The sequence below is a fragment of the Bradyrhizobium sp. 197 genome (assembly GCF_023073375.1).
Lineage (GTDB): Bacteria > Pseudomonadota > Alphaproteobacteria > Rhizobiales > Xanthobacteraceae > Bradyrhizobium.
This window is the reverse complement of sequence record NZ_JADPJJ010000092.1, coordinates 480,204-507,073: the sequence shown is the minus strand read 5'-3', so window position 1 is coordinate 507,073 and position 26,870 is coordinate 480,204. Positions and strand designations below refer to the sequence as shown.

The 26,870-nt window shown below is 64.6% G+C and carries 22 protein-coding genes; 10 read left to right on the top strand and 12 right to left on the bottom strand.

The annotated features are described in order from the left end of the window. Positions 1 to 385: 385 nt before the first annotated feature. The 5 genes from IVB27_RS22915 to IVB27_RS22895 all read left to right on the top strand — a co-directional run bounded on the left by IVB27_RS22915 (position 386) and on the right by IVB27_RS22895 (position 7,225). Complete coding sequence (locus IVB27_RS22915) at positions 386 to 1,195, top strand: DUF3108 domain-containing protein (protein ID WP_247445477.1); 810 nt, start codon at positions 386 to 388, stop codon at positions 1,193 to 1,195. Between the two features lie 587 nt (positions 1,196 to 1,782). Next, a complete protein-coding gene (locus IVB27_RS22910; RefSeq protein ID WP_247445455.1) occupies positions 1,783 to 5,208 on the top strand; it encodes a helicase-related protein in 3,426 nt (1,141 codons plus the stop codon). An 84-nt stretch (positions 5,209 to 5,292) separates the two neighbouring features. Continuing rightward, positions 5,293 to 5,562 carry an RNA-binding S4 domain-containing protein gene (locus tag IVB27_RS22905; RefSeq protein WP_345946907.1) on the top strand — a complete coding sequence of 90 codons (270 nt, stop codon included), beginning with the start codon at positions 5,293 to 5,295 and terminating at the stop codon, positions 5,560 to 5,562. Between the two features lie 132 nt (positions 5,563 to 5,694). Beyond that, positions 5,695 to 6,033, top strand: coding sequence for a ferredoxin FdxA (gene fdxA, locus IVB27_RS22900; RefSeq protein ID WP_247348513.1), 339 nt, complete (start codon positions 5,695 to 5,697; stop codon positions 6,031 to 6,033). Between the two features lie 346 nt (positions 6,034 to 6,379). Then, complete coding sequence (locus IVB27_RS22895) at positions 6,380 to 7,225, top strand: CarD family transcriptional regulator (protein WP_247445453.1); 846 nt, start codon at positions 6,380 to 6,382, stop codon at positions 7,223 to 7,225. A 212-nt stretch (positions 7,226 to 7,437) separates the two neighbouring features. Here IVB27_RS22895 and IVB27_RS22890 read toward each other — a convergent pair whose 3' ends face one another. The 7 genes from IVB27_RS22890 to cyoA are packed head-to-tail and all read right to left on the bottom strand — an operon-like array spanning position 7,438 to position 14,344. Next, entirely contained in the window at positions 7,438 to 7,971 is a 534-nt protein-coding gene (locus IVB27_RS22890) for a response regulator transcription factor (protein WP_247348518.1), read from the bottom strand. After that, complete coding sequence (locus IVB27_RS22885) at positions 7,961 to 9,340, bottom strand: ATP-binding protein (protein WP_247445452.1); 1,380 nt, start codon at positions 9,338 to 9,340, stop codon at positions 7,961 to 7,963. The genes IVB27_RS22890 and IVB27_RS22885 overlap by 11 nt, the downstream gene beginning before the upstream one ends. Then, on the bottom strand, positions 9,312 to 10,172 hold the full coding sequence (locus IVB27_RS22880) for an SURF1 family protein (protein WP_247445451.1): 861 nt from the start codon (positions 10,170 to 10,172) through the stop codon (positions 9,312 to 9,314). Before IVB27_RS22880 ends, IVB27_RS22885 begins: the two co-directional genes overlap by 29 nt. Beyond that, positions 10,169 to 10,549: a cytochrome o ubiquinol oxidase subunit IV gene (gene cyoD, locus IVB27_RS22875; RefSeq protein WP_247445450.1), complete on the bottom strand. Its 381-nt coding sequence runs from the start codon at positions 10,547 to 10,549 to the stop codon at positions 10,169 to 10,171. The genes IVB27_RS22880 and cyoD overlap by 4 nt, the downstream gene beginning before the upstream one ends. Beyond that, the gene (cyoC, locus tag IVB27_RS22870) at positions 10,546 to 11,175 is read right to left on the bottom strand and encodes a cytochrome o ubiquinol oxidase subunit III (RefSeq protein ID WP_247348530.1); all 630 of its coding nucleotides are present in this window, start codon (positions 11,173 to 11,175) and stop codon (positions 10,546 to 10,548) included. Before cyoC ends, cyoD begins: the two co-directional genes overlap by 4 nt. Further along, positions 11,175 to 13,172 (bottom strand): cytochrome o ubiquinol oxidase subunit I, encoded by a 1,998-nt coding sequence (gene cyoB, locus IVB27_RS22865; protein ID WP_247445449.1) that lies wholly within the window; start codon positions 13,170 to 13,172, stop codon positions 11,175 to 11,177. The genes cyoC and cyoB overlap by 1 nt, the downstream gene beginning before the upstream one ends. Positions 13,173 to 13,183: 11 nt before the next feature. Next, positions 13,184 to 14,344, bottom strand: coding sequence for a ubiquinol oxidase subunit II (gene cyoA, locus IVB27_RS22860; protein ID WP_247445448.1), 1,161 nt, complete (start codon positions 14,342 to 14,344; stop codon positions 13,184 to 13,186). 181 nt (positions 14,345 to 14,525) lie between these two features. On the opposite strand from cyoA, the gene IVB27_RS22855 reads away from it, so the two are divergent. Further along, entirely contained in the window at positions 14,526 to 15,854 is a 1,329-nt protein-coding gene (locus tag IVB27_RS22855) for an MFS transporter (protein ID WP_247348539.1), read from the top strand. Between the two features lie 115 nt (positions 15,855 to 15,969). Here IVB27_RS22855 and IVB27_RS22850 read toward each other — a convergent pair whose 3' ends face one another. Together IVB27_RS22850 and IVB27_RS22845 are read right to left on the bottom strand one after the other, a co-directional pair. Then, complete coding sequence (locus tag IVB27_RS22850) at positions 15,970 to 17,361, bottom strand: M48 family metalloprotease (RefSeq protein WP_247445447.1); 1,392 nt, start codon at positions 17,359 to 17,361, stop codon at positions 15,970 to 15,972. 133 nt (positions 17,362 to 17,494) lie between these two features. Beyond that, a complete protein-coding gene (locus tag IVB27_RS22845) occupies positions 17,495 to 18,343 on the bottom strand; it encodes a thermonuclease family protein (protein ID WP_247445476.1) in 849 nt (282 codons plus the stop codon). Positions 18,344 to 18,558: 215 nt separating this feature from the next. Between IVB27_RS22845 and IVB27_RS22840 the strand changes: the two genes are divergently transcribed. The 4 genes from IVB27_RS22840 (at position 18,559) to IVB27_RS22825 (ending at position 23,646) form a co-directional block, all read left to right on the top strand. Beyond that, a complete protein-coding gene (locus IVB27_RS22840; RefSeq protein WP_247445446.1) occupies positions 18,559 to 19,764 on the top strand; it encodes an ABC transporter substrate-binding protein in 1,206 nt (401 codons plus the stop codon). Positions 19,765 to 19,899: 135 nt separating this feature from the next. Next, positions 19,900 to 20,691 (top strand): enoyl-CoA hydratase, encoded by a 792-nt coding sequence (locus IVB27_RS22835; protein ID WP_247445445.1) that lies wholly within the window; start codon positions 19,900 to 19,902, stop codon positions 20,689 to 20,691. Between the two features lie 2 nt (positions 20,692 to 20,693). Further along, the gene (locus IVB27_RS22830) at positions 20,694 to 21,443 is read left to right on the top strand and encodes a VOC family protein (protein WP_247445475.1); all 750 of its coding nucleotides are present in this window, start codon (positions 20,694 to 20,696) and stop codon (positions 21,441 to 21,443) included. A gap of 88 nt (positions 21,444 to 21,531) precedes the next feature. Further along, positions 21,532 to 23,646 (top strand): acetate--CoA ligase family protein, encoded by a 2,115-nt coding sequence (locus IVB27_RS22825; RefSeq protein WP_247445444.1) that lies wholly within the window; start codon positions 21,532 to 21,534, stop codon positions 23,644 to 23,646. A gap of 34 nt (positions 23,647 to 23,680) precedes the next feature. Here IVB27_RS22825 and IVB27_RS22820 read toward each other — a convergent pair whose 3' ends face one another. The 3 genes from IVB27_RS22820 to IVB27_RS22810 are packed head-to-tail and all read right to left on the bottom strand — an operon-like array spanning position 23,681 to position 26,781. Next, positions 23,681 to 24,499: an enoyl-CoA hydratase/isomerase family protein gene (locus tag IVB27_RS22820; RefSeq protein ID WP_247348555.1), complete on the bottom strand. Its 819-nt coding sequence runs from the start codon at positions 24,497 to 24,499 to the stop codon at positions 23,681 to 23,683. 39 nt (positions 24,500 to 24,538) lie between these two features. Next, the gene (locus tag IVB27_RS22815) at positions 24,539 to 25,699 is read right to left on the bottom strand and encodes an acyl-CoA dehydrogenase family protein (protein ID WP_247445443.1); all 1,161 of its coding nucleotides are present in this window, start codon (positions 25,697 to 25,699) and stop codon (positions 24,539 to 24,541) included. Between the two features lie 17 nt (positions 25,700 to 25,716). After that, complete coding sequence (locus tag IVB27_RS22810) at positions 25,717 to 26,781, bottom strand: acyl-CoA dehydrogenase family protein (protein ID WP_247445442.1); 1,065 nt, start codon at positions 26,779 to 26,781, stop codon at positions 25,717 to 25,719. Positions 26,782 to 26,870 lie beyond the last annotated feature (89 nt).

Below are 26,870 nucleotides of genomic sequence, written 5' to 3'. Positions count from 1 at the left end.
AGCCGCCGGGGTGGGGGTGCCTCCGCGGAGGGGCACTCGTTATCACAGGCAGTGTCTCCGAGAGGAGAAAACCCTCACCCGCGCTTCGCGCGACCTCTCCCGCAAGCGGGAGAGGTACTGGAGCCCGGAGCGATCCCCCGATCACCAAAACGGCAGTGTTTCAAACCCCTTACCATCACATAAAGGGCGTATTCGCACCCGAAGAGTTCAGTGGAGTTCGGAAGCGGACATGCCCGGACACATTGCTTGCCGTGGTATTTGGCTTAAGTAACAACCGTTCGCGCTCCGATTGGATTGTTTCGTGCTCACAACGCCTCATCATGCGCCCGGCCTGCGCTCAACGGAGCGGCGCGCAAACGATCCGCGCTCCGCCGGCCGGCTGGCCATGGCGGCCCTGTGCGGGCTGGTTCTGGCGTGGGCGGCGGAGCCCGCGGCGGCGCAAGGCAAGCTCGAGGCGCAATATGAGGCCTCGCTGGCCGGCATTCCCGTCGGCCGAGGCGCCTGGAACATCGATATCGGAGACGACGTGTTCGCCGCAGCCGCCTCGGGCGGCACCACAGGGCTGCTGAAGTCGTTCGCGGGCGGGTCCGGCACCGGCGCCAGCCAGGGGCGGGTGGTCAACGGCGCGCTGGTCGCGACCGGCTACCAGGCCTCCACCACCACCTCGAAAAAGACCGAGGAAATCCGCATCACGCTCGACAAGGGCAATGTGAAGGATTTTGCCATCGTACCGGAGCCCCCGGTCGATGCAGACCGCATCGTCGTCACCGATGCGCATCGCCGTGGCGTCTGGGACCCGATGACGGCCTCGCTGGTGCGCGTGCCCGGCACCGGCGACGTGCTGTCGCCGGACGCCTGCCACGGCAGCGCCGCCGTGTTCGACGGCCGCATGCGCTACGAGCTCAAGCTCGATTTCAAGCGCATGGAGACCGTGAAGGCGGAGAAGGGCTATCACGGCCTGGTCGTGGTCTGCTCGCTGTTCTTCGTGCCCGTGGCCGGCTACATCCCCGACCGCCCCGTGATCAAATACCTCGCCGCCCAGCGCAACATCGAGATCGCCTTCGCGCCGGTGGCGGGCACGCGCGTCCTGGTCCCGTTCTGGCTGAAAGTGCCGACGCCGCTCGGGCCGGCGATGCTGGAAGCCACCAGCTTCATCACATCAGCCCAGCCGCCGCGGGTCGCGAAGACGCAATAGGCTTGGCGCCCCGCCCTTTTTGACGAAAACAAACACAAGTTATTTCAATGATTTGCCTACTGTGCATGGGGTTGTTTTCGCGGTTTTGTTTTGGAAGGGGGGCTTAAGCAGGGAATCCATTTGACTCCTCGTCGATTCTGATTCGACTCCGCGTCATCCCCAATTTTAAGGAACGCGCCACCGAAACGTCGCTTGTGCGGCAGCCCGAAACTCCATCTAGTGCGCAGTCAATAAGTCTCCCGCGACATGTTGCGTGAACGGAACAGGACTCACGGGGGGTCTGCGATTCGGCCGCGATTCGTTCTCAACTCGTTCCGAAGCTTAAAGACACAGGGAAAAGCGTCGCAAAGTGAGACAGTTGCGCGGGATTTGGGGAGCGTCACCATATTCTCCGCTGCTTGATCCCCTCACCCTGAGGAGGCCGCGTAAGCGGCCGTCTCGAAGGGCGAGGGGCCCGGCACCATCCGGGGCCTTCATCCTTCGAGACGCGCTGACGCGCTCCTCAGGATGAGGAGCAAGGCCCAGCCTCCGGCCCGCCCCAAAACAGCACTGACATTCGCCCCAATCGCCATTACCTAATCTCTGAGATGCCCTTTTCCTCCTCCCCCTTCGCTTCCGAGCGGCTTCCCGGCGCCGGCGTCACTGCGGTGCTCGGGCCGACCAACACCGGCAAGACCCATCTCGCCATCGAGCGGATGCTCGCGCATCCCTCGGGCATGATCGGGCTGCCGCTGCGCCTGCTCGCGCGCGAGGTCTACAACAAGATCGCCGCGCGGGTCGGCCCCGATGCCGTCGCGCTTGTGACCGGCGAGGAGAAGATCAAGCCGAAATCGCCGCGCTACTGGGTCTCCACCGTCGAGGCGATGCCGCGGGATCTCGACGTCTCGTTCCTCGCTGTCGACGAGGTGCAGATCGCCTCTGATCTCGAGCGCGGCCACGTCTTCACCGACCGCATCCTCAACCGCCGCGGCCGCGACGAGACGCTGCTGCTGGGCGCCGCGACGATGCGCCCGATCATCGAGCGGCTGCTGCCGGGCGTCTCCATGATCACGCGGCCGCGCCTGTCGCAGCTGGAATTCGCCGGCGACCGCAAGATCACGCGCCAGCCGCGCCGCACCGCCATCGTCGCCTTCTCGGCCGACGAGGTCTACGCCATCGCCGAGCTGATCCGCCGTCAGCATGGCGGCGCCGCCGTGGTGCTGGGATCGCTGTCGCCGCGCACCCGCAACGCGCAGGTGGCGATGTTCCAGAACGGCGAGGTCGATTATCTCGTCGCCACCGACGCCGTCGGCATGGGCCTCAATCTCGACGTCGACCACGTCGCCTTCGCCTCCGACCGCAAGTTCGACGGCTACCAGTTCCGCCGCCTGACGCCGTCCGAATTCGCCCAGATCGCCGGCCGTGCCGGCCGCGCCACCCGCAACGGCACTTTCGGCACCACCGGCCGCTGCGGGCCGTTCGAGCCCGAGCTGGTGAACGCGCTCCAGAACCACACCTTCGACCCGGTCAAGGTTTTGCAATGGCGCAATTCGAAGCTGGATTTTGCCTCGCTCGGCGCGCTCCAGGTGTCCCTGAACCTGGGCCCGGGCCATGAGGCGCTGACGCGCGCGCCGATCGCCGAGGACATGCGCGTGCTCGACCATGCCGCCCGCGACGCCGAGGTGCGCGATGTCGCGCATGGCAAGGAGGCCGTGGAACGGCTGTGGGAGGCCTGCCAGATCCCGGACTACCGAAAATTGTCGCCGGCCGCCCATGCCGAGCTGGTCACCACGCTGTACGGCTTCCTGATGCAGAAGGGATGCATCCCCGATTCCTGGTTCAGGACCCAGATCGACCAGGCCGACCGCGTCGACGGCGATATCGACACGCTCTCGGCCCGGATCGCGCAGATTCGCACCTGGACCTTCGTCGCCAACCGCCCGGACTGGCTGAAAGACCCCGAACGCTGGCAGGGAATCGCCCGCGAGGTCGAAAATAAATTATCGGATGCGCTCCATGAACGCTTGACTGAGCGTTTCGTTGATCGCCGGACCAGTGTATTGATGCGCCGCCTGCGGGAGAACACGAGCTTGAATACTGAAATCGGCAAGACCGGCGAAGTCATCGTCGAAGGCCATGTCATCGGCCGCCTCGATGGCTTCACCTTTGCACCGGATGCGGCGGAAGCCGGCTCCGATGCGAAAGCGTTGCAGGCTGCAGCGCAGGCCGTGCTCGCCGGCGAGATCAACGCGCGCGCCGAAAAGCTGGGCAACGCGCCCGACGAGCAGTTCGTGCTGACCTCGGAAGGCATGATCCGCTGGACCGGCGACGCCGTGGCGCGGCTGTCTGCCGCAGAGGACGCGCTGCATCCGCGCATCCGCATCATCTCCGACGAACGCCTGACCGGCGGCCCCCGCGACAAGGTGCAGGCCCGGCTCGACCTCTGGCTCAAGACGCACATCGAAAAGCTGCTCGGGCCGATGTTCGAGCTGTCGAAGGCCGAGGACGTCACCGGCATCGCCCGCGGCATCGCCTACCAGCTCGTCGAGGCGCTCGGCGTGCTGGAGCGCCAGAAGATCGCCAACGAGCTGAAGGACCTCGACCAGCCCTCGCGCGCCGTGCTGCGCAAATATGGCGTCCGCTTCGGCGCCTATCACATCTATTTCCCCGGCCTGCTGAAGCCGGCCGGGCGTGCGCTGGCCGCCCTGCTCTGGGCGCTGAAGCAGGACAATGTCGATCCCTCCGCGCTGTCGGGCGCGCAGCATCTGGCGAGCTCGGGCCGCACCTCGTTCCCGGTCGACAAGCAGCTGCCGCGCGATGCCTATCGCGTGCTCGGCTACAAGCAGGCCGGCGAGCGCGCCGTGCGCGTCGATATCCTGGAGCGCCTTGCCGATCTGATCCGCCCGGCGCTGGCCTGGCGCGAGAACGCGTCGGGCGAGAAGCCCGCCGGCGCGTTCGACGGCCGCAGTTTTGTCGTGACGCAGGCGATGACCTCGCTCACCGGCTCGGCCGGCGAGGACTTTGCGTCCGTGCTGCGCGCGCTCGGCTACCGCATGGATAAGCGCCCGCCGCTGCCGGCAAAGCCGGTTGTCGTGGAGACCCCGGCTGCTGAAGCAAGCACCGAAGCTCCGGCCGAGACGCCCGAGACGGAAACGCCGGTCGAGGACGCTGCCGTGTCTGCGGATGCCGTGATCGAAGCCGCCGCCGAGCCTGTGACCGTCGAAGACGCGCCCGGCATGGAGCAGCACGACGAGCCCGCGCACGAAGAACCGGCTCTCGAAGCTTCCCCTGAAACCCCCGTCACGCCGGAAGACGCTCCCGGCATCGCGCCGCCTGTGGAAGACGTTGCTGCACCCATTGAGGCTGCTGAAGCTGCTCCCGCCGAAACTGCTGCAACCGAAGCCGCTGCGTCGGCCGATGCCGCTGCGCCTGTGGAGGCCGCAGCCACGCCCAGCGAGCCCGAGCTCATCGAAGTCTGGCGTCCCGGCGGCCGTCACGACGATCGTAAGCCGCGCCACGAGCGCCATCGTAACCAGCGCCACCACAATCAGCCGCGTCCGCAGGCCGGTGCTGAAGCAGGTGCCGCGCCTGCCGAAGGCGAAGCGGCGCAGGCCGCCGACGGCGAGAAGCGCGGCGAACGTCATCGCCATGGCGGCGGTCATCGCCGAGATTCTGGTCGCGATGGCGGCAGAGACTTCCGCAAGCCGCGCGAAGGCGGTGGCGAAGCTGCGCCGCGTCCGGAGGGACAGGGGCGCGGCGACAAGAACCGCAGCTTCCAAGGTCGAGATCAAGGCAAGGACCGCGACAACAAGGATCGCGATCGCAACAAGGGCAAGTTCGGCGGCGATCGCGACAAGGGCCGTGACAACCGCGGCCGCGACCGCGACAAGGGCCGCGACCGCCAGGGCGGCCCGTCGCTGCGTCCCTACGCCTCGAGCGCCACCCCGCGCGAGCGCGATCGTCCTGCCGATCCGAACTCGCCGTTCGCAAAGCTCGCCGCGCTGAAAGAGCAGCTGTCCGGGCGTAAGGAGTAGCACTGCGTTTTCAAGCGAAGTGCGGAGCGGTTCGCGTGAAGAAAACGCGTCAGAAGGAATAGAGTCACGACCGAGCGGCAGCGCATCGACAAATGGCTGTGGCATGCGCGGGTGGTGAAGGCGCGGACCTCGGCTGCTGAACTCGTCGAGTCCGGCCATGTCCGCGTCAACGGCGTGCGCGAAAAATCGCCGGGGCATGCGGTCAAGATCGGCGACGTGCTCACCGTCGCGCTCGATCGCACCGTGCGCGTCTTGAAAGTCGCAGCCTTCAACGAGCGCCGCGGCGATGCCGCATCGGCCCGTGTGCTCTACGAAGAGTTCAGTGACGGCAATCCAAATTCTCAGCGCAATTAATTGCGCTTTGAATTCATTTCTTGGTCGATCGGACACATAAAGCCGTCATGATCGGCCGTTGCCGACCTTGCAGCGCCGGGCCATCCGCGCTACGCAAGCCGCGAGTTTTAAAAGAGCTTTTCGGAGCGTTGGATGACTTACGTCGTCACTGAAGACTGCATCAAGTGCAAGTACACCGACTGCGTCGAGGTCTGCCCGGTCGACTGTTTCTACGAGGGCGAGAACATGCTCGTCATCCATCCTGACGAGTGCATCGACTGCGGCGTGTGCGAGCCGGAATGCCCCGCCGACGCCATCAAGCCGGACACGGAACCGGGCCTGGAAAAGTGGCTCACAGTCAACGCCGACTACGCCAAGAGCTGGCCGAACATCACCCAGAAGAAAGAATCACCTGCCGACGCCAAGGAATTCGACGGCGTGGAGGGCAAGTTCGACAAGTATTTTTCTCCGAACCCAGGCTCCGGCGACTAATTCGGGCCCAAACTTAACCCTAATAGCGGCGCTACCGCCGAAAACCAGCCCTCAAGACCCCTAAATCATTGATTTTTGCGGGAAATGTGCTATATTGGGCACATTAAACCGAACCCTTCGTCAGCCCCGTCGGCCCCGTTGGGTTCCCGTGAAACCAGATGTCGAACAGGGGCGTGGCAGTTTCCGCGCACAGGCTGTGTCACAGAAAACGCGTAAAAAGAGTACTTCTGCGAAGGCTTCCCATAAGGTGGCCAAGAAAGTCGCCGCGGCCAGCCGTAGCGCATCCAAGGGTCGGACCGCGACGAAGGCGCCGGCTGCAAAGTCCTCGAAGAACAAAAGAAGCGCAATGCCTAACAAGACCGCCAAGCCGGCCGCGAAAGCGACCGTGGCCAAGCCTGTTGCTGCCAAGCCCCCTGTTGCCAAGCCTGCTACCAAACCTGCTGTTGCCAAGGCTCCCGCTGCCAAGCCGGCCTCGGCGAAGGTTGCTGCTGCTCCTGCCAAGGCCGCCCCTGTCGCTGCCGCCAAGCCGGTCGTGAAGCCCGCGGCTGTTGCGCCGAAGGTCGAGGAAAAGAAGGTCGTGACCCAGCGTCAGGGTTTCAAGGCCAACGAATTCGTCGTCTATCCCGCTCACGGCGTCGGCCAGATCCTGGCCATCGAGGAGCAGGAGATCGCCGGCGCGAAGCTCGAGCTGTTCGTCATCAACTTCATCAAGGACAAGATGACGCTGCGCGTGCCGACCGCCAAGGTCGCCAATGTCGGCATGCGCAAGCTGTCCGATCCTGCGCTGGTGAAGCGTGCGCTCGAGACACTCAAGGGCCGTGCCCGCGTCAAGCGCACCATGTGGTCGCGCCGCGCCCAGGAATACGAAGCCAAGATCAATTCGGGCGACATCGTCGCGATCGCGGAAGTCGTGCGCGACCTCTACCGTTCCGAGTCGCAGCCCGAGCAGTCCTACAGCGAACGCCAGCTCTATGAAGCAGCGCTCGACCGTCTGTCCCGCGAGATCGCGGTGGTGCAGCACTCGACCGAGACCGAAGCGGTCAAGGAGATCGAGGCCCAGCTCGCCAAGAGCCCGCGCCGCACCGGCGCCAAGTCGGAAGCCGCCGAAGGCGAGGCCGATACGGACGCCGAGGGCGAAAGCGACGAGACCGAGGGCGGCGGCGGCACCACGGTCGCCGACGAGGCGGCGTAGCGTCTCGCGTTCATCGCAACAGTTCAAAAGCCCGGCCGTTTGGCCGGGCTTTTTGTTCGGAGTTCGTGGTTTCGTAGGGTGGGTTATCCCCGCGGCTGCGCGTTGCGCAGTCCGCTAGGCGTAACCGACCGCTTCTCTTTCCACGCGAAAAACAAAGAGGTGGGTTACGCGACGCTAACCCACCCTAGGTTCGCACTGGTCGGGGCGCTGGCTCACTTCACCGGCCGCTTCTCTAGCTTTCGTGCCAGCGTGCGCCGGTGCATCCCCAGCCTTCTCGCCGCTTCCGAAATATTAAAGTCGGTCTCGATCAGGGTCTGGTGGATGCGCTCCCATTCGAGTGTCTTGATCGATGTCGGCCGCGCGTCGAGTGCGACCTCGGCATTGCCTTCGGCCTTGCTGAAGGCGGCTTCGATGTCGTCGGTGTTCGACGGCTTTGCCAGATAGTGGCATGCGCCGAGCTTGATGGCCTCGACGGCGGTGGAGATGCTGGCGAAGCCTGTCAGCACCACGATCAGCATCTCCGGGTCGTGCGTATGCAAAAGCTCGACGCAGGCGAGGCCCGAGGCACCGCCGAGCTTGAGGTCGACGACGGCATAGCCGAACGATCGTTGCTCCAGAGCTTTCCGCACGTCCTCGATCGAGGCGGCGAGCACGACCTCGTAGCCGCGGCGCTCGAACGAACGCTTCAGCGTGCGCGCGAACCCGGCATCGTCTTCGACGACGATGAGCGAGCGGTCAGGCGTCAAAGCTGCCTCCGATCGCGAGCGTTGCGAGCGGCAGCGTGAGGCGGACGGTGGCGCCGCGCTTCCTGTGGTTCTCGGCGGTCACGCTGCCGCCGAGCTTGCGCACGACGTTCACCACCAGGAACAGGCCGAGCCCGCCGCCGGCGCGGCCCTTGCTCGACTGATAGGGTTTTCCGAGCTGTGCCAGCATCTCCGGCGCAAAGCCCGCGCCGCGGTCGCTGATAGACAGTACGAGATTATCGCCCTCGCGCTCGGCCACGAGCTCGACCCAGTCGCGCGAGACCTCGTAGGCGTTGTCGAGCACATTGAAGATGACTTGCTTCAGCGCGATGTCGGACACGATCGCGACGTCCTCGCCGAAGGTGTTGACGAAATACAGCGTGTGCGCCGAGCGCGCGTCGCGCCACTCTTCCACCAGCGCCGTGACGAAGGCCGTCACCGTCGTCGGAGACGAGCCTTCGCCGCGGGCCTCGCCGGCCGACACCAGGATGCCGGTCACGATGGTCTTGCAACGTTGCAGCGAAGTCTCCATTTCCGCGAGATCTTCGGCCAGCTCCTGATCGGCGGCGAGGTCGGGCATGCGCCGCCAGTCGCTGAGGATGACCGAGAGCGAGGCGAGCGGCGTGCCGAGCTCGTGCGCCGCGCCGGAGGCGAGCAGGCCCATGCGCACGATGTGATCCTGCTCGGCGGCATGCTGGCGCAGCGCCGCCAGATGTGCGTCGCGCTGGCGCAAATTCCTGTTGATGCGGGTGACGAACACCACGAGCAGCACGGCGTTGAGCACGAAGCCCAGCAGCATGCCGGCGACGGTGAGCGTGTAGGTCTCGCTCAGCGGGTTCGGTGGCAAGTCGAGCGGCCGGTACGCGACCGTCAGCCAGACGAAGCTCGCGCAGGTCAACGCGACCAGCGACCATGTCGAGCGGCCATCGAGCAGCACCGCGCCCAGCGTCACCTGGAGCAGGAACAGCGAGGTGAAGGGATTGGTGGCGCCGCCGCTGAGATAAAGCTGCGCGGTCAGCGCGGCGACGTCCAGCATCAAGGCGACCAGCAACTCGTTGTTGGTGATCGCGGCGCGATGGCGCACCCAGACGAGGCTGGAGACGTTGAGAAACACCAGCGCGCCGATCACCGCGCCCATGCGGGTGAGGGGCAGGGGAATGCCGAGCCAGACATGCGCGCCGCCGATGGTCACGATCTGGCCGACCACTGCAGTCCAGCGCAGCTGGATCAGCAGCGCCATGTTCTTGCGGTTGGTCTCGTCGTCGGTCGGCGCAGCCCCGATCAGCTCGCTGCGCGCGTCCGCCTGCGATTGCAGCGTGACGGCGCTATGCGTTCTTCCGTCGTCAGGTTGGCTCGACGATCGTTCCAGCATCTGATCGCGTCCTGCGGGCGACAGCATCGGAGCCGCCGGCCGCTTCGTGGACGAAGCCGCTCCACGGCTTCTTGCGGCGGAACAGCCCGCCGCCGAATGTGACGATAAGTTTACCGGCCAGCATGAAAGCCAGGGCAAACCACGTCAGCGCGTAGATCAGGTGGTTATTGGGAAAGCTGATCACGGTCAATCCGCCGATTGGGCCGACGTCGGATTGTGATCCGGCGTCGGCATCGATGAAGAACGGCGCGACGTGGTCGAGGCCGCGTGCCGCCGCAATCGCGGCGATATCTCGCGAATACCAGCGATTGTGTTGAGGCACGTTGTTCCTGAGGAATCCGCCGTTCGGCTCCGTCATGCGCAAGAGGCCGGTGATTTCGAGCCGGCCGTCCGGATTGCCGTCCCGGCGTGTCGATGCGTCGCGCCGCTCGGACGGCACGAAGCCGCGGTTGACCAGGACCATCGTGCCGTCGCTGCGCTGAAGCGGCGTCAGCACCCAAAAGCCCGGACCTTCCTCGGTGACGGCCTGAACCAGCGTCTCGCGGTCATGCAGCAAGCGGCCGGTGACGCTGACATGCCTGTATTCGTCATCTGCGGTGGACACCGCGTGCCATGACGCGGTCGAGGGGATCGGCCGGGCCGGGGCATGAACGCGCTGCTCGACGCGATCGATCAGCGCCAGCTTCCAGGCGCGGCGCTCGATCTGCCAGACGCCGAGCGCGATCAGAAGTGCAAAGGCCGTGAGCGAGAGGACCGTGAGCCACAAGGACGGACACGCAGCTTTTCCGCGAGCCCCGTCTGCTTTGCTTATCACAGTCCCAGTCTCGTTCATTTCATTCCAGTCATCTGGTGGATCGGCATCATGTTGCTGTTGAGGTGGTTCATCACCCACAGCGAACCCGACAGCGCGATCGCCACCATGACGATGGTGAAGATCAGCGCCATCATGCTCCAGCCGTTCTCGGATTTGGGGCTCATGTGCAGGAAGTAGATCATGTGCACGACGATCTGCACGACCGCGAAGGCCATGATGACCAGCGCGGTGATCTGCTTGCTCGGAAGCGCGCCGCTCATCACCAGCCAGAACGGGATCGCGGTGAGCACGACCGAGAGCACGAAGCCGAGCATGTAGGTCGAGAACGAGCCGTGGGCGTGGCTGTCGCCCTGGTGATGATCGTCCGCGTGGGCAGCGTGAGTATCGGTGTTCATCGCAGAACTCCCAGGAGATAGACGAAGGTGAAGACGCCGATCCAGACCACGTCGAGGAAGTGCCAGAACATCGACAGGCACATCAGGCGGCGGCGGTTGGCCTCGATCAGGCCGAACTTCCAGACCTGCACCATCAGGGTCACCAACCAGATCAGGCCGCAGGTGACGTGCAGGCCGTGGGTACCGACCAGGGTGAAGAAGGCGGACAGGAAGGCGCTGCGCTGCGGCGTCGCGCCTTCATGGATCATGTGGGCGAACTCGGAGAGCTCGATGCCGATGAAGGCGGCGCCGAACAGGCCGGTGATGGCCAGCCACATCTGGGTCTGGCCGATCTTGTTCTGCTGCATGGTCAGCATGGCAAAGCCATACGTGATCGACGACAGCAGCAGCATCGAGGTGTTGACCGCGACCAAAGGCAGCTCGAACAGGTCCTTCGGCGCGGGACCGGCGGCGTAATTGCCGCCGAGCACGCCGAAGGTGGCGAACAGGATCGCGAAGATGAGGCAGTCGCTCATCAGATAGATCCAGAAGCCCAGCGAGGTGCTGTAGCCTTCTGGATGCGGGTGTTCGTCGGCGAGGTAGAAGACCGGTTCGCCGGTTTGCGCGGGATTGACAGTGACAGTCATTACTTGGCTCCGGCGAGCAGTTTGGTGCGCGCGTCCTCGGCCCGGATGACATCGTCAGCCGGAATGTCGAAGTCGCGGTGATAGTTGAAGGTGTGGCCGATCCCGACGACGAGCATCGCAGCGAAGCTCGCGGCGGCAAGCCACCAGATGTACCAGATCAGGCCGAAACCCATCGCGGTGGCAAGACCGGCGAGGATGATGCCGGTGCCGGTGCTGCTGGGCATGTGGATCGGCTTGAACCCGGTGAGCGGACGCTGGTAGCCGCGGCGCTTCATATCCCACCACGCGTCATTGTCGTGGACGACGGGGGTGAAGGCGAAGTTATAGGCCGGCGGCGGCGACGAGGTCGCCCATTCCAGCGTGCGCGCATCCCAGGGATCGCCGGTGACGTCCTTGAGCTGCTCGCGCCTGAGGAAGCTGACGGCGAACTGCATCAGCATCGAGAGGATGCCGAGGAAGACCAGGAAGGCGCCAATGCCGGCGATGATGAACCAGATCTGCAAGCTGGGATCGTCGAACACGCGCAAGCGCCGGGTCACGCCCATCAGGCCGAGCACATAGAGCGGCATGAAGGCGAGATAGAAGCCGGTGACCCAGAACCAGAACGACAGCTTGCCCCAGAACGGATCCAGCTTGAAGCCGAACGCCTTCGGGAACCAGTAGCCGATGCCGGCGAACGCGCCGAACACGACGCCGCCGATGATCACGTTGTGGAAATGCGCGATCAGGAACAGGCTGTTGTGCAGGACGAAGTCGGCCGGCGGCACCGCCAGCAGCACGCCGGTCATGCCGCCGAGCACGAAGGTCAGCATGAACGCGATCGTCCACATCATCGGCAGCTCGAACCGGATGCGGCCGCGATACATCGTGAACAGCCAGTTGAACATCTTCGCGCCCGTCGGGATCGAGATGATCATCGTGGTGATGCCGAAGAATGAGTTGACGCTCGCTCCCGACCCCATCGTGAAGAAGTGGTGCAGCCAGACCAGGTACGACAGGATGGTGATGACGACAGTGGCGTAGACCATTGAGGTGTAGCCGAACAGCCGCTTGCCGGAGAAGGTCGAGGTCACCTCGGAGAAGATGCCGAAGGCGGGGAGAACCAGGATGTAGACCTCGGGATGACCCCAGATCCAGATCAGGTTCACGTACATCATCGGGCTGCCGCCGAAATCGTTCGTGAAGAAGTTGGTGCCGACGTAGCGGTCGAGCGAAAGCAGCGCGAGCACGACGGTCAGAACCGGGAAGGAAGCGACGATCAGGACGTTGGTGCAGAGCGCGGTCCAGGTGAACACCGGCATCCGCATCATGGTCATGCCGGGGCAGCGCAGCTTGACGATGGTGCAGATCAGGTTGATGCCGGACAGCGTCGTTCCGACGCCTGCAACCTGCAACCCCCATATGTAATAGTCGACGCCGACGTCAGGGCTGTAGCCGATGTTCGACAGCGGCGGATAAGCGAGCCAGCCGGTGCGGGCGAATTCGCCGATGAACAGCGAGGCCATCACCAGCACCGCGCCGCCGACCGTCATCCAGAAGCTGAAATTGTTCAGGAACGGAAACGACACGTCGCGCGCGCCGATCTGGAGCGGCACGACGAAGTTCATCAGGCCGGTGACCAGCGGCATCGCCACGAAGAAGATCATGATCACGCCGTGGGCGGTGAAGACCTGGTCGTAGTGATGGGAGTTGAGATAGCCCTCCGAGCCGCCAAAGGCGAGCGCCTGCTGCAACCGCATCATCAGCGCATCGGCGAAGCCGCGCAGCAGCATCACGATGCCGAGGATCATGTACATGATGCCGATGCGCTTGTGGTCGACGCTGGTGAACCACTCGCTCCAGAGATAGCCCCAGAGGCGGAAATAAGTGAGGCCGGCGAACATGATGAGGCCGCCGGTCGCCACCACCGCAAAGGTGCCGACGACGATCGGCTCGTGCAGCGGCAGAGATTCGAAGGTGAGCCGGCCAAAGATGAGCTTGAGAAGATCAGGAGACATGCGGGATCTCTTTACGAATCTGACTTCGGACGTTGTCCGAGGAAGAAGGACGAGGACTTCAGCGGCGTGAAAGTCGGCCGCTTCAGGCCGGCGCCGAGCAGCGGCGCGGTATCGAGAGGCGCCGTGATCGAGGCGGTGCTCTTGCCCTGCGGCGCATCGGGCGTGCAGGTGCCGGCGACGAAGCTGGGCTCCGGCCCAAGCGCCGTGCCGCGGCGCGCGTATTTGTCGTAGGCCAGCGGCAGCGTGTTGTTCAGACCCTCATGGCCGAGGCCGCCCTTGGCGTCGATCGCCATCATCTCGCTCTGGCACATCTTGCCGGTCTCGACGCACATGTTGAGGATCAGGCGGTAGAGATCGGAATCGACGGTGCCGTAGCGCCGCACCGGCTCGTTCTGGCTGGGCTTCTCGAGCTGGAGATATTCGGCGCGGCCGAGCGAGCCGCCGCCGGATTTGGCGCTGGCGATCCAGGCGTCGAAGCCCTTGTCGTCGAGCCCGTGGAAGTTGAAGTGCATGCCGGAGAAACCGGCGCCGCTATAGTTCGCTGAGAAACCCTTATACGTACCGGCGTGGTTGATCACGGCGTGGAGCGACGTCTCCATGCCCGGCATCGCATAGATCTGTCCGGCGAGCGCGGGGATGTAGAAAGAGTTCATCACCGAAGACGCGGTGATATGGAAATTGATCGGACGATCGACCGGCGCCGCGAGCTCATTGACGGTGGCGATGCCGTAGTCCGGATAGATGAAGAGCCACTTCCAGTCGAGCGCGACGACGTCGACCACGAGAGGGACCTTGCTTTGGTCCACGGAGCGCTCCGCGGAGATGCGGCCGATGTTGCGATAGGGGTCGAGCAGATGCGTGCCCATCCAGGTCAGCGCGCCCAGGCAAACGATGATCAAAAGCGGTGCCGACCAGATCACCAGCTCAAGGCTGGTCGAGTGGTCCCATTCGGGCTCGTAGCGGGCGTCGGTGTTGGACTGGCGGTAGCGCCAGGCGAACAGCACCGTCAGCGCCATCACGGGAACGACGATCAGGAGCATCAGGACGGTGGACATGATGACGAGGTCGCGCTGTTGCGCTGCGATATCGCCGGCTGGTGCCAGCACGACGTAGTTGCAGCCGCTGAGTGCAACCGCCAGGGGTAGCAGCGCCAGGATCTTGAGACGGGACACGGGCCGACCTTATGAGCATGAGTTTCTTTCGTGAGACCAAGGGGTAGCTGCGACGCAGCAATCCGGACATTGGACAATTTGTCCAATGTTGCAGTGCGAAATGTTGCGCCAAACAGAACCGGATCGCCTGGCGCCCCGCCGGGCGGTCGGCTTTGGTTTTCAGGACGTTAAGGGCGCACCAATGGCGACGGCACAGACCCCCGCAATGGCAGACCTCCACTCGGGCGAGCACGGCCACGACCAGGCCCGTCCCGGCGAGATTGCCATCGGCGTCATCATCGGCCGCACCTCGGAATTCTTCGACTTCTTCGTCTTCGCGATCGCCTCGGTGATCGTCTTTCCGCGCCTGGTGTTCCCGTTCACGAGCGAACTGACCGGCACCCTCTATTCCTTCATGATCTTCGCGCTGGCCTTCGTGGCCCGGCCGATCGGCACCGTCATTTTCATGACGGTCGACCGCGAATACGGCAAGACGGCCAAGCTGATCTCGGCGCTGTTCCTGCTCGGCACCGCCACCGTCGCGATCGCGTTCCTGCCCGGCTATCACGAGATCGGCGTTGCGGCGATCTGGCTGCTGGCGCTGGCGCGCATCGCGCAGGGTCTGGCCTGGGGCGGCGCCTGGGACGGGATGGCCTCGCTGCTTGCGCTGAATGCGCCGCCGTCAAAGCGCGGCTGGTACGCGATGGTGCCGCAGCTTGGCGCGCCGCTCGGGCTTATCGTGGCGAGCGCGCTGTTCGCCTATTTCGCGGGGAATCTCTCGGCCGACGATTTCTTCGATTGGGGCTGGCGCTACCCGTTCTTCGTCGCCTTCGCCATCAACGTCGTGGCGCTGTTCGCGCGCCTGCGCATGGTGACGACGGAAGAATATGCCTCGCTGTTCGAGACCCGCGAATTGCAGCCCTCGCGCATCTCCGAGACTGTGGCGCGCGAAGGCCAGAACATCATGCTCGGCGCATTCGCGCCGCTGGCGAGCTTTGCGCTGTTCCACATGGTTACGGTGTTTCCGCTGTCCTGGGTGTTCCTGTTCACCCGCGAAAGCCCGGTGCGCTTCCTGATCATCGAGATCGTCGCCGCCGTGTTCGGCGTCGGCGCGATCGTGCTCTCCGGCGTCATCGCCGACCGCGTCGGCCGCAAGTCGCTGCTGATGGGATCGGCGATCGCGATCGCGATCTACAGCGGCTTTGCTCCGCAGCTGCTCGATGCCGGCGCGTTCGGCGAGACCATCTACATGGTGATCGGCTTCATCCTGCTCGGCCTGTCGTTCGGCCAGTCGTCGGGCGCGATCGCCTCGAACTTCAAGCAGGCGTATCGCTACACGGCCTCGGCGCTGACCTCGGACATGGCCTGGCTGTTCGGCGCCGGTTTCGCGCCGCTGGTCGCTCTGTTGCTTGCGACCAATCTCGGCGTCATCGCCTCGGGAGCGTATCTGCTGTCAGGCGCGTTCTGGACCCTGCTCGCGCTCTGGCTCAGCGGCCAGCGCGAGGCCGGAGACATGGACGCGGGCGGCTAGGGCTGAAGCGGCTTGTAGGGCGGGCAAAGGCGCGTAGCGCCGTGTCCACCATCCGCAAGCAAACATCGCGTCGAGAATGGTGGGCACGCCTCGCTTTGCCCATCCTACTACAGCCTCAATCCGCCACGACCTTCACGCGATCCCGCACCTTCACCTGAGCGTTGCGATCGAGGCCGTTGAGCACGCGGAAACGTTCGGCCGGGTGATCGATGCCGGCCATGCGGTGGGAGAGCGATTCCACGGTGTCGCCGGGCTGCACGGTGATGACCTTGATGCGCAGGGGGCGCGCGGCCTGGATCTCGTCGAGCGTCAGGCGGCGGAATGAACTGACGGTCTCGCGCGCATTGCGCTCGCTCTCGGTCGACTTCTGCCGTGCCGCAAAGATGAAGCGGTAGACGTCGCTGCCGAAGCGCAGCGCATAGACCTTGAACTGCCACTGGTCGCCCTTGGCGGTGGCGGACGCAGCCGGGAAACCGTTGATGGTGATGTCCTCGGTGGACGCCTTCTCGACGCCTTCCATCCAGCCGGAATTCAGGTAATCGCCGAGCGACTGCTCGGCCGGCACCCGCACGACGTCGAAACGCATCGCCTGCGAGCCGCCGTCGCGCACGCCGATCACGGCCTGTGCGGTGTTGTCGAGCGTAAAATTGTCCGGCGCCTGGAAGGTGAAGCCGAGCTTGGGATGCAGGAAGCGCCGGCCGCGGACAAAACCTTCGCTGGGGTCTTCGCCGTAGACGAGGTTATCGATCGCGGCGAGATAGGTTTCGCGGTCGCGCTCGGCGCCTTCTGGCGCTGAGTACTGCCGCGCGATAGTCTGCGCGTTCTGCACGCGCTCCGGCGTTGCCGGATGCGATGAGGTGAAATCCTGCGCGCGCGGATCGAGCGAGGTCTTTCCGACTTTCAACTCCGCATTGCGCTCCATCGCCGAGAGAAAACGTGCGGCACCATAAGGGTCGAAATGGGCCTTGGCGGAGATGCCGACGCCGATGCCGTCGGCCTCGAACTCCTGATTACGCGAAAAGCTCGCCATGGTCAGCTTGGTCTTGGCGAGCGCGAGCGCGGTGAGATCGGGATCGTTGCTCATGTCGGTGACGACGCGGGTGACGATCGCGGCCTGGCGCGCCTGGTCCTCGCGCATCGCGGCGTGCTTGGACAGCACATGCGCCATCTCGTGGCTCAGCACGGAGGACAATTCCGAGGTGTCGCTGGCGAGCGCAAGCAGGCCGCGGGTGACATAGAGCTGGCCGTTCGGCAGCGCGAAAGCGTTCACCGCACCGGAATTGAGGATCGTGACCCGATAGCCCTGGTCGGGGCGGTCGGACGCCGCGACCAGCCGGTCGACCGTTTTGGTCACGAGCGATTCGAGCCTGGGATCGTCGTAAGTGCCGCCATAGCTCGCCAGGATGCGCTCGTGCTCCTTCTCGGTGGCGGGGGTCTGCGCGACGGCCGGCTTCGGCTTGGGCATCGCCACGATCGGCGGTGCCGCCGCGGTCTGGAACCGGTTCATGTCACCGCAGCCGGCAAGGGCTGAACCCAGAACAAGGCATAGCACGGCCGGCGCTGCCCGCAGGCGGCGGCGTTCGCCTCGTCCGTGCCGTTCTAGCACCCCATTCACGTTGCTTAACCCGTGCCTGGCCCTTTTAGGGCCTTACCCCTGTCGGCTCGCTTGCGCCGAGCAACTCGACCTGTCCCGCGAGGCGTACATCGATACGCGGCCCCGTATTCCCCTCGACCCAGCCCCGGACGCGAATACGTCTATTCTCCAGAGACTTAAGAGCGATCCCGGCGCTTTCGAATGCCGGTACTATGCGCTTTGAAATAGTCACGGCAAAGCCGCGTGTCCAGTTCCGTCCGAAGTTGAGGTAGGTCATTGCCCCAGCTTGCCGGACCGACAGGACTTTGCCCTCGACCACCACAAAACGCCCGATCTCCGCCAAAATATCGTCCGGACTTTCCGCGTTTTTTATGGCCGACGGGTCAGCCCAGTTGCCCTTTTTTTGGCGCCGCGCCTCGGCCTCCGATTCCATCAGGGCGGTCGCGCAATCCTTGTCGGTGATCTCGGCGGAGACGATGGCGTCGCCCTGGGCGAGCAGCACCGCCTGCACGGAGATGTCGCTCTCGCCGACAAAGACCAGCGCGCCTTGCCGGCCATAGCGGTCGGGCGTGTCGTCAGCGCTGCGCAGAATCACGTCGCGGCCGACGAGCAGCGCGGTCAGCGCCTGCTTCGTCGTTGCGGTCGGCTCAATGCCGTTCAGGCGGATGTCGCGGCCGTCGTCGAGACGGACGCTGCGCGCATCGATTGCGACGACGCGGCCTTCGCCTTGGGACTTGAACCGGCACGGGCTCGCGAATGCGCTGTGACCCGCGACGAGAAGGATTGCGACGATGAGGTGAAGCCGTTGCGTCACGTGACCCGGAGAGGTTGCGTTGCGCGCCAGTCTTAACTCAAGCGCGGCGTATCGCGAAGAGGCTTCGTTACACTCCGTCATTGCGGGCGCAGCGAAACAAGGACGGCGTGCCGCACACGGCCATTCCGTTTTGCGGAAAACGTACGCGCCAATCGTGCCCCCCCGTAGCGCACCTTCGCTTGCTGCGCTCTCGTGCATGCGGCATGATTGCGGCAACAGCTTTAGCCAAGAGCAATAACCGAGAGCAATAACCAAGCCGCCATCAGAGTACGGCGCGATAAGGGAGGTCTTTTTCGATGAAGCATGTTTTGTCGGGCATTTTTGCCGCCGCGTTGGCGCTGAGTGCGAGCGCCGTGCAGGGCCAGGACAAGCCGCCGCTGAAGATCGGCGGCATCCTCGACATGTCGAGCCTGTATGCCGACATCACCGGCCCCGGCAGCGAGACCGCCGCCAAGATGGCCGTGGAGGATTTTGGCGGTGAGGTGCTCGGCCGCAAGATCCAGGTGCTGGCCGCCGACCATCAGAACAAGGCCGATCTCTCCGCCAACATCGCCCGCGATATGCTCGACAACCAGGGCGTCGAGATGATCTACGACGTCGCGGCCTCCGCGACCGCGCTTGCCGCCGGCGAGATCGCGAAAGCGCGCAACAAGATCATCATGTTCAACGGCCCGGGCTCGATCCGCCTCAGCAACGAGGCCTGCGGTCCCTATACCATTCACTACGTGTTCGACACCTACGGCCAGGCCAACGTGACCGGCCTCGCGGCCGTGAGGTCGGGCCTCGACACCTGGTTCTTCCTGACCGCCGACTACGCCTTCGGCCAGGATCTGGAGAAGGACACCAGCGCCGTCGTGACCAAGACCGGCGGCAAGGTGCTTGGCAGCGTGCGCCATCCGCTCAACACGTCGGATTTTTCGTCGTTCCTGCTTCAGGCCCAGGCCTCCAAGGCCAAGGTGATTGGCCTTGCCAACGCCGGCGGCGACACCGTCAACGCCATCAAGCAGGCGGCCGAGTTCGGCATCACCAAGGGCGGTCAGAAAGTCTCGCCGCTGCTCGCTTTCGTGACCGATATCGACTCGATCGGGCTCGAGACCGCGCAGGGCCTGTTGCTTGCGGAAGCCTTCTACTGGGATCTCAACGACGACACCCGTGCGTTTTCGAAGCGTTTCCAGGAGCGCATGAAGCGGCCGCCGACCTCGGCGCAAGCCGGCGTCTACTCTTCCGTGACGCACTATCTGAAAGCGGTGAAGGCGGCCGGCACGACCGACGCTGCGACGGTGATCAAGGTGATGAAGGAGACACCGATCAACGACTTCTTCGCCAAAAATGGCAAGATCCGCGAGGATGGCCGCATGATCCACGACATGTACCTGTTCGAGGTCAAGAAGCCGTCGGAGTCCAAGGGCCGCTGGGACGACTACAAGCTGCTCGCCACCGTGCCCGGCAGCGAGGCGTTCCAGTCGCTGGAGCAGTCGCGCTGCCCGCTGGTGAAGAAATAAGTCTCGTCATTGCGAGCGAGGCGAAGCAATCCAGAGATGTTTCCGCAGAGACGGTCTGGATTGCTTCGTCGCTTCGCTCCTCGCAATGACGGGTGTGGCCAAAGCTCTATCAAACAACAACAAGGGAGACGTTCCATGAGCAACGACATGGTCCTGCAGAAGCTCGAAGGCGGGCTGCTCACCATCACCATGAACCGGCCCGAGCGGAAGAACGCGCTCAACCCGGACATGGTCGCCGGGCTGGTCGTGGCGGCGCGGCGCGCGGCCGACGATCCGGAGGTGCGTGCGGTGCTGTTCAAAGGCGCGGGCGGCAGCTTCTGCGTCGGCGGCGACGTCAAGTCGATGGCGGAGGGACGCGCGCCGCTGCCGTTCGAAGTGAAGATGGCGAACCTGCGCCGCGGCATGGAGGTGTCGCGCATCCTGCACCAGATGCCGAAACCCGTGGTGGCGCAGCTCGATGGCGCCGCGGCCGGCGCGGGTCTGTCGATGGCGCTGTCGTGTGACCTCCGCATCGTCTCCGAATCCTGCAAGATCACCACCGCCTTTGCAAAAGTCGGCTTCTCCGGCGATTACGGCGGTACCTATTTCCTCACCCAGCTGCTCGGCAGTGCGCGGGCGCGCGAGCTCTATTTGCTGTCGCCGGTCCTGACCGCGAAGGAGGCTCATGCGATCGGCATGGTGACGAAGGTCGTCCCCGACGCCGAGATCGACATGGCCGCGCACGAGCTGGCGCTGTCGCTGGCGCAGGGCCCTTCCATTGCGCTGGGCTTCATCAAGCGCAACATCAACAATGCCGAGCATCTCGCGCTCGAAGATTGCTTCGACGGCGAGGCGATCCATCACACCCGCTGCAGCGACACCGAGGACCACAAGGAGGCTGCAAAGGCGTTCGTCGAGAAGCGCAAGCCGACCTTCAAGGGCGCATGACGATGGCGCCCTATATGCGGCTGCGGCAGATTTGCCTGGTCGCGCCGCAGCTCGCGCCTGTCATCTCCGACATCGCGGAAATCATGGGCCTCGCCGTCTGCTATCGCGACGGCAATGTCGCAAAATACGGCCTGGAGAACACGCTGCTTCCGGTCGACACGATTCTGCTGGAGGTCGTCGCACCGTTCAAGGACGGCACCACCGCCGGTCGCTTCATCGAAAAGAGCGGCGGGCGCGGCGGCTACATGGCGATCTTCTGCTGCAACGATCCCGATGAGCGCGGCCGTAACGCCAACGCGCTTGGCGTGCGCACGGCCAATGTCATCGACCACGCGCCCTATCACGGCGTGCAGCTCCATCCCCGCGACTGCCGCGCCGCCTTCATCGAGTTCAACCACACCGAGGGCAGCGACGACATTCTGGGGCCGTATCCGCCGGCGGGGCCGGATTGGCAAAAATTCATCCGCAAGGACGTGACGCAGGGGTTGACGAGCGTGGAGATGCAGAGCCCGGATCCGACAGGGCTGGCCGAGCATTGGGGCAAGATCATCGGCGTTGCGCCGAGTGGCGATGCCGAATTGAAGCTGCCCAATGCGACCTTCCGCTTCGTCAAAGGCGCCAGCGAGATCATGAGTGCGCTGGAGTTTCGGGTTGCGGACAAAGCACAGGTGCTGCATGCGGCCAAGGCAAAGGGGCTTGCGGTTGCAGGCGATGAGTTTTTGCTCGGCGGGGTGACGTTCCGCGTCAGTTGATCCTCCGATCGTTATCCGTCACCCCGAGGTGCTCGCCGCTTCGGCGACCCTCGAAGGGCGACGGCTACCGGCGAGTAAGGAACGTCACATGCAGCATCCGCTCGACAGCTTCTTCGCACCGGCAAGCATCGCGTTGATCGGCGCCTCGCGCGATCACGAGAAGATTCCGGGCCGGCTGTTGTCGATGTTGCGCAAGAACGAGTATCCCGGAAAAATCTACCCGGTGAACCCGAACTACGCCGAGATCGACGGGCTCATTTGCTACAAATCGATCACGGAGATCGGCGCGCCGATCGATCTCGCAATCATCATCATTCCCGCACGCGCCGTGCTTGCCGCGCTCGAACAATGCGCCGCCGCCGGGGTCAGGAACGCCGTGATCATCTCCTCCGGATTTGCCGAGGAGGGGGGCGACAGCGCGGCGATGCAGGACGCGATCGCGGCGCTGGCCGGGCGCACCGGCATGCGGATTTCCGGTCCGAACGCCGAGGGCTTTTTCAGCCAGATGCAGCGTGTGGCGGCAACGTTCAGTCCCGCCGTGGACGTCAAGCCGGGTGTGGCGCCGCTGGTCGCGACGACGAAGCGGATCGGCATTGTCGCGCAGAGCGGCGGCATCGGCTTTGCCTATTATCACCGCGCCAAGGCGATCGGCATTGCCGTGAGCTATGTCGTCAGTGCGGGCAACGAATCCGATCTGGGGGCCGGTGAATTTTTGGATTACATGGTGCAGGACGCCGCGACCGACGTGATCCTGCTGTTCATCGAAGGCATTCGCGACGTCGACAAGTTTCTCGCGGCAGCGCGCCGGGCAGCCGAGCTGAAGAAGCCCGTCATCGTGACAAAAGTCGGCCGCTCTGGCGCCGGGATGCGCGCGGCCGCCTCGCACACCGCGAGCATGGCCGGGTGGTCGGCGGCCTACGACGCCGTGTTTGCCAAATATGGCTTCATCGTCTCCAACGATCTCGACGAGGCGCTGACGATCGCAGCGGTGCTTGCGAGCAATCCGTTGCCGAAAGGCGATCGCGTCGCCGTGGTCACCGTCTCCGGCGGTGCCGGCATCTGGGGCGCCGATGCCGTGGCGCGGCAAGGCTTGCAAGTGCCGGAGCTCTCCGGAAAAATCCAGGCGGAGATCAAGACGCTGATGCCGTCCTACGGCACCGCGCGCAATCCGATCGACGTCACAGCGCAAGGCGTGACGTCGGGCGGCTTGCAAAAGAGCGTTGATCTGCTGACTGCTTCCGACGAGGTCGATGCAATTCTGGTCTTGCTGTCGCTGTCGAGCGAGGTGCGCAAGCCCTTCAGGGAAGCGGAGCTGAAGCCGGTACTGGCCGCGCAGCACAAATCCGTGGTGTTTTACTCCTATACGGTGCCGTCGGACTTCGCCCGGCACGAGCTTGCCAAATCCGGCGTCGTTGTGCTGTCCGGTCTGACTCATGTCGGTGTGGCGATGCGGCAGCTGGTCGACTACGCCAATTTCAAACTGCAGAGGCCAGCGGATGGGGCGGAGCTGCCCGCGCGCGATCTCTCGGCGCATCTGACTTCACCGGTTCTGTCCGAGGCCGATAGCAAGGAATTGCTTCGCGCCGCCGGCGTTGTGCTGCCGGCCGAAGTGCTGGTGAAAGAGAAGGGCGAGTTGGACGCGGCCATCGCGGGCGTCGGTTTCCCGCTGGTGATGAAAATCCAGTCGCCGGACATTGCGCACAAGAGCGAGGTCGGCGGCGTGCGCGTCAACATCACCACCAAGGGCGAGGTGTTTCTTGGGTTCGAAGCGCTGCTCAACAATGCGCGCAAGCACCGGCCGGATGCCGTAATTCAAGGCGTGCTGGTCGCGCCGATGGCGAAGAAAGGCGTCGAGATCATCATCGGCACGATGACGGACAAGACCTTCGGGCCGATGGTGATGGTCGGCCTCGGCGGTATCACCACGGAGCTGTTCCGCGACGTCGTCTACCGCCCGGCGCCCGTGAGCGCGAAAGAAGCCGGCGCGATGCTGGCGAGCCTGAAGGCCGCGCCGTTGTTGAATGGTTTTCGCGGAGCGGCGAAGGCGGATGTCGCGGCGGCGTCGCAACTGATTGCCGACATCTCCGTGCTTGCGTCACGGCATGCAGAGGAAATCGCGGAGATCGAGCTCAACCCGGTGCTCGTGCACCCGGAGGGGCAGGGCGTCACGATCGTCGATGCGCTGGTGGTGGGGCGGGGTTAATCCCTCTCCCACAAGGGGAGAAGGAAGAACGCAATCACCGCCCCTTGAAATTCGCCACGCGCCGTTCTTCCGTGGCCTTCACGCCTTCCTTGAAATCCTCCGTCGCGCGCAGCCGGGTCTGCTCCTCGAGCTCGTGATTGGTCGCGGCCATGACGCGGTCGGCCAAGTCGGCGCGCATCGTCGCGCGGGTGGAGACGAGACCGAGCGGGGAGCATTCGGCGATCTCGCCGGCGAGCTTCAGTGCGGCCGCCTTGACCTGGTCCTGCGGCACCAGCTCGTTGGCGAGGCCCCATTTGACCGCTTCCTGGCCGGTGACGCGGCGGCTGGTGTAGAACATCAGCTCGGCGTTGTTCTTGCCGATCAGCTCGGGCAGCGTCACGGTCAGGCCGAAGCCGGGATGGAAGCCGAGTTTTGTAAAGTTCGCGGAGAAGCGTGCTTCGGGGCAGGTGACGCGGAAGTCCGCGGACACCGCGAGCCCGAGCCCGCCGCCGATGGCGGCGCCCTGCACGGCTGCGACGATCGGTTTCTTGGCGCGGAAGATGCGCACCGCCTGGATGTAGAGATGGTTGATCGCGCCGAGGCTGTCGGCCGGATCGCCCTTGGCGGTTTTCTCGGCTTCGCGCGCCTCCTGCGCCTGTCGCGCCGGGTCCTTGAAATTGGCGCCGGCGCAGAACGCCTTGCCTTGCGCGGACAGCACCGAGCTGCGGATCTCGATGTCGCGATCGAATTCGTCGAGCGCATCCGCGATCTGGTTGATCAGCGAGATGTCGAAGAAGTTGAGCGGGGGTCTGCGGATCTCGATGGTGCCGACATGCCCGACCTTCTCGACGCCGATATCTTTATATGTGCTCATGATGTCCTCGAAGAGTTAGCGCAAACCAGGTCCGCGCGACTAGCGCAGCCCAAGTCCGCGGGCGATGATGCCGCGCAGCACCTCGGTGGTGCCGCCCTGGATGGTGAGTTTCGGTGCGGTCTTGATGGCGAAGTCGAGCTGCCGCTCCAGCGTCTCGCGGTTGGTCGCGGTCTCCTCGACGAAGGCGGCGAGATCGCGCACGCGGTGCGGCAGCTGCTGCTCCCACACCGTGCCGATGTCCTTGACGATGGACGCTTCCACCACCGGCTCCTTGCCGGCCTGCAACATGCCGGCAACCGAGACCGACATCCGCCGCATGGTGTGGAGCTGCGCCACCAGCCGGCCGATGCCTTCGGCACTGCGCGTGTCCGGATTGGGGCCGACCGCGCGAACCAGCTCGGTCAGCACGTAATAGGTCTCCAGAAAACGCTCGGGGCCCGAGCGTTCATAGGCTAACTCGGATGTGGCCTGCTTCCAGGCGCCGTCGACTTCGCCGAGCACATGATCCTCAGGCACGAAGAAATCGGTGAAGACGACCTCGTTGAACTCGTACTGGCCGGTGATCTGGCCGATCGGGTTCACCTGGATGCCCGGCTGCTTCATCTTGACCAGAAACTGCGTCAGGCCGTGACGGCGGTTTTCCTTGGTCGGCTGCGACGTCCGGAAGATCGCGATCATGTAGTCGGCGATGTGCGCCGAAGAGGTCCAGATCTTGGTGCCGTTGATGAGATAGCCGCCGTCGGTCTTGGTCGCGCGCGTCTTCGCGGCGAACAGGTCCGAGCCGGAGTTCGGCTCGCTCATGCCGATCGCAAAGCAGATCTCGCCGCGGCAAATGCGCGGCAGGATGTCCATCTTGATATTTTCCGGGGCGTATTTCAGCAGCACCGGCCCGCTCTGGCGATCGGCGACGAAGAAGCGCCGTGTCGGCGCATTGGCCACGCGCATTTCCTCGGTCACCACGTAACGTTCGAGGAACGAGCGCTCCTGGCCGCCATATTTCTTCGGCCACGTCATGCCCAGCCAGCCCTTGGCGCCGACCCGGCGGGAAAATTCCGGCGCGTCGGTGTCTTCGCGGTTCGGCTTGTGCGGATCGAAGGTGCCGGCGGCGATTTCCTCCGCGAGGAAGGCGCGCACTTCCTTGCGCAATTGCTCGCATTTTTCAGGCAGGCGGATCGGATCGAAGCGGAGGGCAGCGGTCATTGTTGTCTCGTCCCTGATCAGCGCGAAGCCACGAGCGGCCACAATTCATCGGCACCGCGGTTTGCGACCAGCTTGCCGAGCTCGACGGCCCAATGGCTCTCCGAACCGAAATCGTCGCGCCAGGCCAGCGCCCGCAGCGAGTAGCGATGCAGGATGTGCTCCAGGGTGAAGCCGATCGCACCATGGACCTGGTGCGCGATGGCGCCGCCCTTTTCCGCGGCTTCGGCGCAACGGATTTTTGCCGAGGCGGCTTCGAGGTAGACCGCGTCGTCGAACGACTTTGCATTGGCGATGGCGTCGGCCGCGGAGGTCGCAGCCGCAAGCGCAGCAGCCGACTCGCCGGCGAGGCGGGCGAGGTTGTGCTGCACCGCCTGGAATTTGGAGATCTTCTTCTCGAAGGCGACGCGCTCGTTGGAATAGCGCACGGAGATGTCGAGCATCGCTTCCAGCGCGCCCGCTATCTGAAGGCTGCGCGCGACGCCGCCCATCAGCATCAAGGTGGTCTGGTCAAAGCCGTTCGGGGCGGGCTTGATGGTGACGGGCTGCACCTTGTCGAGCGTGACGGTGTCGCTGTGGTCATAGCCGACATTGAGCCCGGTCTCGATCCGCCCCTTGCTCGCATCGACCAGCGCGATCGCAGCGCCGTCCTTGCCGTGTGCCAGCACTGCGAAGTGCTTTGCCGCTTTCGCAAAGGGAACGCCGCGGGCGCGGCCGGAGAGCGCGCCGTCGGCATCGCGTGTGATCCGGTCCTTCGGCGAGGCCGGCAGCAGCGTCATCTCTCCCTCTGGGGATGGAATCTTCGCCTGCGCCAGCAGCCAGCCGGCCAGCATGGTCTCGGCCAGGGGAACCGCGACTGCGAAACGGCCGGCGGCGTTCAGCAGCGCAAAGCCGTCGGCAAGGCTCGCGCCGGAGCCGCCGAGATCGTCGGGCACCCAGGACAGCGGCAGGCCGGCCTCGCTCAGCGCGTGCCACAGCGGTGCCTGCCACGAATCCTTCTTGTCGTTGTTGACGGTCTGCGGATCGGCGAGATCGGCGAAGATCTTCTCCGCGGTCTCGACGACGATATTGTCACTCTCCGCCACAGCGTTCCCCGTGTTTTGCCATTGGCGCATCCGGCCCGAAAGGGCAGGGCGCGCAGGTTCTTCTTGCGCCGGATGATCGGAAAAAGCCA

Bases quoted from the DNA above. Each gene is read 5' to 3' on its own strand.
- IVB27_RS22915 (WP_247445477.1), top strand. From the start codon at position 386: ATGGCGGCCCTGTGCGGGCTGGTTCTGGCGTGGGCGGCGGAGCCCGCG.
- IVB27_RS22910 (WP_247445455.1), top strand. From the start codon at position 1,783: ATGCCCTTTTCCTCCTCCCCCTTCGCTTCCGAGCGGCTTCCCGGCGCC.
- fdxA (WP_247348513.1), top strand. From the start codon at position 5,695: ATGACTTACGTCGTCACTGAAGACTGCATCAAGTGCAAGTACACCGAC.
- IVB27_RS22895 (WP_247445453.1), top strand. From the start codon at position 6,380: ATGCCTAACAAGACCGCCAAGCCGGCCGCGAAAGCGACCGTGGCCAAG.
- IVB27_RS22885 (WP_247445452.1), bottom strand. From the start codon at position 9,340: ATGCTGGAACGATCGTCGAGCCAACCTGACGACGGAAGAACGCATAGC.
- IVB27_RS22880 (WP_247445451.1), bottom strand. From the start codon at position 10,172: ATGAACGAGACTGGGACTGTGATAAGCAAAGCAGACGGGGCTCGCGGA.
- cyoD (WP_247445450.1), bottom strand. From the start codon at position 10,549: ATGAACACCGATACTCACGCTGCCCACGCGGACGATCATCACCAGGGC.
- cyoC (WP_247348530.1), bottom strand. From the start codon at position 11,175: ATGACTGTCACTGTCAATCCCGCGCAAACCGGCGAACCGGTCTTCTAC.
- cyoB (WP_247445449.1), bottom strand. From the start codon at position 13,172: ATGTCTCCTGATCTTCTCAAGCTCATCTTTGGCCGGCTCACCTTCGAA.
- IVB27_RS22855 (WP_247348539.1), top strand. From the start codon at position 14,526: ATGGCGACGGCACAGACCCCCGCAATGGCAGACCTCCACTCGGGCGAG.
- IVB27_RS22850 (WP_247445447.1), bottom strand. From the start codon at position 17,361: ATGAACCGGTTCCAGACCGCGGCGGCACCGCCGATCGTGGCGATGCCC.
- IVB27_RS22845 (WP_247445476.1), bottom strand. From the start codon at position 18,343: ATGACGGAGTGTAACGAAGCCTCTTCGCGATACGCCGCGCTTGAGTTA.
- IVB27_RS22840 (WP_247445446.1), top strand. From the start codon at position 18,559: ATGAAGCATGTTTTGTCGGGCATTTTTGCCGCCGCGTTGGCGCTGAGT.
- IVB27_RS22835 (WP_247445445.1), top strand. From the start codon at position 19,900: ATGAGCAACGACATGGTCCTGCAGAAGCTCGAAGGCGGGCTGCTCACC.
- IVB27_RS22830 (WP_247445475.1), top strand. From the start codon at position 20,694: ATGGCGCCCTATATGCGGCTGCGGCAGATTTGCCTGGTCGCGCCGCAG.
- IVB27_RS22825 (WP_247445444.1), top strand. From the start codon at position 21,532: ATGCAGCATCCGCTCGACAGCTTCTTCGCACCGGCAAGCATCGCGTTG.
- IVB27_RS22820 (WP_247348555.1), bottom strand. From the start codon at position 24,499: ATGAGCACATATAAAGATATCGGCGTCGAGAAGGTCGGGCATGTCGGC.
- IVB27_RS22815 (WP_247445443.1), bottom strand. From the start codon at position 25,699: ATGACCGCTGCCCTCCGCTTCGATCCGATCCGCCTGCCTGAAAAATGC.